The following is a 2,618-nucleotide window of genomic DNA, read 5'->3' on the forward strand; positions in this document are numbered from 1 at the left end:
CGGATCAGCCCCCTCGGGGGGCAGCGGACCACGCGCAGCGGGGGAGCGTGGGGGCTTGTTGCTCTAGCCTGCAGGGAACAGTCGCATGAACCGCCCGTATTCGTCGGCCAGAAAACTCTCGGCCCGCTCGAGCATGAAATAGCGGAACGACTCTGCCGCGGGTGACAGCAGCTTGGACAAGGTGTGCACAACGTTCCAGCCGCGCACCACCGGGCTGCCCTCCACGTCGAGCACGGCAATCATCTTGTGCTCCAGCTCCAGGCCGATGGTGTGCAGCGACAGGAAGCTGATGCCCATGCCGGCCATCACCGCCTGTTTGATGGTCTCGTTGCTCGACATCTCCATCACCACGCGGGGCTCCATGTGGCAGCGTTCCAGAAACTGTTCCATCGCTGCGCGCGTGCCCGAACCGCGCTCGCGCAGGATGAAGCCGTAAGGCTTGAGCGAGTCCGGCGTGGGGTGGCCGACCTTGAGCAAGGGGTGATCCACCGGTGCCACGAACACATGGGGGTGGGCGGCAAAGGGCTCGGCGCGCGTGGCCAGCTCGGTGGGTGGGCGGCCCATGACGGCGATGTCCACCTCGTTGCCGTGCAGCATCTTCACCAGTTGTTCGCGGTTGCCCACCGCCAGCTTGATCTCGATGCCCTCGTGATCGCGCTGGAACTCCGCCAGCAGTCGCGGTAGAAAGTACTTGGCGGTGCTCACCATGCCGATGGTCAGCGTGCCCACCTCCAGCCGCTGCAGGCGCGCCGCGGCGTCTTCGGCATCCTTGAGCGTGGCCAGCACCTTGCGGGCGTAGACCAGCATGTACTCGCCCGCGGTGGTCAGCGTGACCTGACGCCCTCGCCGGTCAAACAGCGGCAGCCCCACGTGGCCTTCCAGCTCTTTGATCTGCATGGTGACCGCGGGCGGCGTGAGGTGCAGGACCTCGGCCGCGCGGGCAAAACTCAGGTGGCGCGCGACCTCGTTGAACACGCGCAGCTGGCGAAAAGTGGCGTTCTTCATTCAGGTTTCACTTAAGCGAAGTTCAACGAAACTTGAATTTACCTTATTTAACCCGGTCCCTACAGTGGGTCACATGCTCAATGCCCTGATTTTTGATGTCGACGGTACCTTGGCAGACACCGAGCGTGTTCACCTGGCGGCCTTCAACCACGCCTTCGACACCGAGGGTCTGGACTGGCATTGGGACACCGCGCTCTACACGCGACTGCTGGAGATTTCCGGCGGCAAGGAACGCATGCTCCACCACTGGCGCAGCGTGCAACCCGGGCTGACCGAGCTGGGTGCCGGTGCGGTGCAGGCCACCATCGACCGGTTGCACGAGCTCAAGACGGCTCACTACGAGAACGCGGTTCGTTCGGGGGCTGTGCAGTTGCGTCCGGGCGTGCTCGCACTCATGAACGAGGCGCGCGCGCAAGGCCTGGGGCTGGCCATCGCCACCACCACGTCGCCGGTGAACATCGCTGCCCTGTTGCGCACCGCGATCGGCGACCACTGGCGCAGCCAGTTTCTGGCGGTGGGCGACGCTTCGTCGTCGCCCATCAAAAAGCCGCATCCGCAGGTGTACCTCCAGGTGCTGCGCGACATGGAATTGCCGGCCTCGGACTGCCTGGCGTTCGAGGATTCGGCCAACGGCCTGCGCGCGGCCACGGCTGCCGGCCTTCGCACGGTGATCACCCCCAACAGCTTCACCGATCACCACGATTTCAGCGGCGCCTTGCGCGTCGTCTCGGACCTCGGTGCCATCGGGCTGGCACAGTTGCGCGAATGGCATGCGCACGCCTGAGCCTTCTTTCACGACAACAACAACGAGACCGCCCCGATGCCTTTGTCCAAACGCTCCACCCTGACCCAGTTCCTGATCGAGGAGCGCCGCCGCTTTCCGGCCGCGAGCGGTGATTTCAACGCGCTCATCTTGGATGTGGCGCTGGCCTGCAAGGCGATCGCGCGCAGCGTGGCGTTTGGTGCCCTGGGCGACATGCTGGGCAACCACGGCGGTGGCGACAGCGTCAACGTGCAGGGCGAGACGCAGAAGAAGCTCGATGTGATCAGCAACGACATGTTCATCCGCGCCAACGAGTGGGGAGGGCACCTGGCGGGCATGGCGTCGGAGGAGATGGAGCAGCCTTATCCGATCCCGCCCGAGTACCCCCGCGGCAAGTACCTGCTGGTGTTCGACCCGCTGGATGGATCGAGCAACATCGATGTGAACGTGTCGGTGGGCAGCATCTTCAGCGTGCTGCGGGCGCCCAAGGCGGTGGTCGAGTCGGGGCGCGAGGTGGTGGTGGAGGATTTCCTGCAGCCCGGCACGCAGCAGGTGGCTGCGGGCTACGCGCTCTACGGTCCCACTACCATGTTCGTGCTCACCGTGGGCAGTGGTGTGCATGGCTTCACGCTCGACCCCAACCTGGGCGAGTTCAAACTCACGCACCCGCGCATCCGCATTCCGGAAGACACGCACGAATTTGCGATCAACGCGTCGAACAGCCGCTTCTGGGAGGCACCGGTCAAGCGTTACGTGGACGAATGTCTGGCCGGCAGGACCGGTCCGCGCGGCAAGGACTTCAACATGCGCTGGATCGCCAGCATGGTGGCCGAGGCGCACCGCATCCTCA

The 2,618-nt window shown here is 64.8% G+C and carries 3 protein-coding genes; 2 read left to right on the top strand and 1 reads right to left on the bottom strand.

The window, feature by feature from the left end:
• Positions 1 to 63: 63 nt before the first annotated feature.
• Positions 64 to 1,005, bottom strand: a complete 942-nt coding sequence (locus Q1W68_RS05790) for a LysR family transcriptional regulator (RefSeq protein ID WP_300648884.1) — start codon at positions 1,003 to 1,005, stop codon at positions 64 to 66.
• Between the two features lie 73 nt (positions 1,006 to 1,078).
• Here Q1W68_RS05790 and Q1W68_RS05795 point away from each other — a divergent pair, with 73 nt between their 5' ends.
• Positions 1,079 to 1,789: an HAD-IA family hydrolase gene (locus tag Q1W68_RS05795; RefSeq protein WP_300648886.1), complete on the top strand. Its 711-nt coding sequence runs from the start codon at positions 1,079 to 1,081 to the stop codon at positions 1,787 to 1,789.
• Positions 1,790 to 1,825: 36 nt separating this feature from the next.
• Positions 1,826 to 2,618, top strand: a 793-nt coding sequence (locus tag Q1W68_RS05800; protein WP_300715841.1) for a class 1 fructose-bisphosphatase, incomplete at its 3' end; no start/stop codon positions are given.

Origin of the sequence: Hydrogenophaga sp., from assembly GCF_030158645.1 — a bacterium.
In the GTDB taxonomy this organism is placed as follows: Bacteria; Pseudomonadota; Gammaproteobacteria; order Burkholderiales; family Burkholderiaceae_C; genus Hydrogenophaga.